The 2,168-nt window shown below is 70.7% G+C and carries 1 protein-coding gene; it reads left to right on the forward strand.

Annotated features, from left to right (window positions below; all coding sequences use genetic code 11):
- Nucleotides 1–285: 285 nt before the first annotated feature.
- Nucleotides 286–2,168 (forward strand): PKD domain-containing protein (locus ACFV4F_RS43170; RefSeq protein ID WP_380511503.1); only part of this gene is annotated, 1,883 nt, incomplete at its 3' end.

Consider the following 2,168-nt stretch of genomic DNA (forward strand, 5'->3'; position numbering starts at 1 on the left):
TCCTACGCCCTCAGCGGCGCATACACCGGCATCTACGGCTACGCCGGCCAGGTCTACTAACCCACACAAACACAACGGCCCTGCACCCCACCCAAAGGTGCAGGGCCGCTCTGGCTCGCAGCCTCACACCGGAGGGGCGGGGCTGCCGGGCTGTTCGAACCGGCCCCCACCGCAGGGTGGTGTCCGCCGCCTTGGATATCGTTCGCGCTCGCGCCGGTCGAACGTTCCACGCCCGAACACAGGCGGCGGCCCGGCGCGCTCCGCACACCCCAGGGGGATCAAGCAGTGCCCAGCAGACGTCGCGTCGGCCTCGCCGCCGCACTCGTGAGCTCGACCGTCATCGTGAGCGCGCTGCCGGCCATGGCCGCGCATGCCGATCCCGCGTACCTGTACGTGGACAACAACAACCCCACGTCGTGCTCGGACAGTGGCCCGGGCACCGAGATGGGCCGGCCGTTCTGCAGCATCCAGGCCGCCGCCGACGCGGCGCAGCCGGGCCAGACCATCCGGGTCGGCGGGTTCCAGTACACGGAACAGGTCACGCTGAAGCAGTCCGGCACCCCGGGGCACCCGATCACGATCCAGGGCGAGGGTTCCCCCATCGGCCGTCGGCCGCACGTCGAGATCGCCCCCGGCGGGTACCCGTCGACCACGAAGGCACCGCACGCCTTCGTGGCATCCGGGGTGCACGACATCACGATCAAGAACTTCTGGCTCAGCGACTCCGACGAGGAGGCGGTGCTCGTCGCCGACTCCGAGCGCATCACGGTCGACGGCAACGCCGTGACGCGTGCGGGGGCTCAGGTCACGAAGGCCACGACGTCACCGCCCACCAACCCGGACAACAACACGTCGGCCGTCCGCCTCACCGGCAAGACCCGCGACGTCACGATCAGCCGTAACCAGATCGGCGGCAGCGGCCGGGCGGGCGTCGCCATCGAGCCCGGGGTGACCGGGACCATCGTCACCACCAACGCCTTCGCCGGGGTCTACGACTTCCGCGCCTCGAACATCATCGTCGCCGACAGTGCGCCGGGCACCGTGGTGAACAGCAACACCATCGGCGGCACCTGCGGCACCGGCATCGTGCTCACCGGCAGCTCCACCGGTTCGACCGTGGTGAACAACATCGTCCAGGTCCACCGGAACTGCGACGTGAACGTCGGCGTCGGCGTGATGGTGGCGTCGGGCTCCGTCCCCGGCACCAGGTCCGACTACAACGTGCTGTACACCGACAGCCCGGACACCCACGCCTACTCCTGGGACGGCACGCTCTACCGGTCACCCGCCGACCTCGCCGCAGCCACCGGCCAGGGGCAGCACGACCTGACGGCGGACCCGAAGTTGTCCGATTACAACGCGATGCTGGAGGACGTGACCCCCGGCGCCGACTCGTCGGCGGTGGACTCCGCCGACGCCACCGCGCCCGGCCAGCTGGACACGGACATCTACGGCAACTCGCGCGTCGACGACCCGCTCGTGCCCAACACCGGCACCGGCGTGGGCTACCACGACCGCGGGGCAGCCGAGTACCAGAACCCGCTCAAGGTCTCGCTGGACCACGGGGCGTACATGCCCGACCAGCCCATGGCCGTCACGTTCCACGGCGGGACGACCTCGACCTGGTACCCGGCCACCACGACCATGGACTTCGGGGACGGCAGCCCGGTCGTGACCGCGCCGACCTTCCCGCTGACGCACACCTACGCCGCCGCGGGGCGGTACACCGCCACGCTGACCGCTACCGACAGCAACGGCACCGTCAAGAAGACCACCACGCCCGCCGACGTGGCGAGCGGCCCGATCACCGCCGCCGTCCAGGTCCAGCGCTCGGCCTCGGCCCCCGCGAGCATCGCGGTCACCGGCTCGTACAACAGCCCGTGGCCGGTCTCGGACTACAGCGTCGACTTCGGTGACGGCCAGTACCAATGGTTCCGGTCGCAGCCGGCCGGCCCGGTCACGCACACCTACGCCAAGCCCGGCCGTTACCTCGTGCGACTGACCGTCCGGGACGACCACGGCCGCAGCGCCACCGCCGACGGTTTCGCCCACGCCAACTTCACCGACCCCGCCGACCGGGCGATCGCCGGCCGCTGGAGCACCGGCAAGCCCGCCGCCAACGGCCTGTTCAACAACGGCACCTGGGCACTTCGCTCCACCGGCGACTG

Source organism: Kitasatospora sp. NPDC059722 (genome assembly GCF_042733235.1).
GTDB lineage: Bacteria > Actinomycetota > Actinomycetes > Streptomycetales > Streptomycetaceae > Kitasatospora.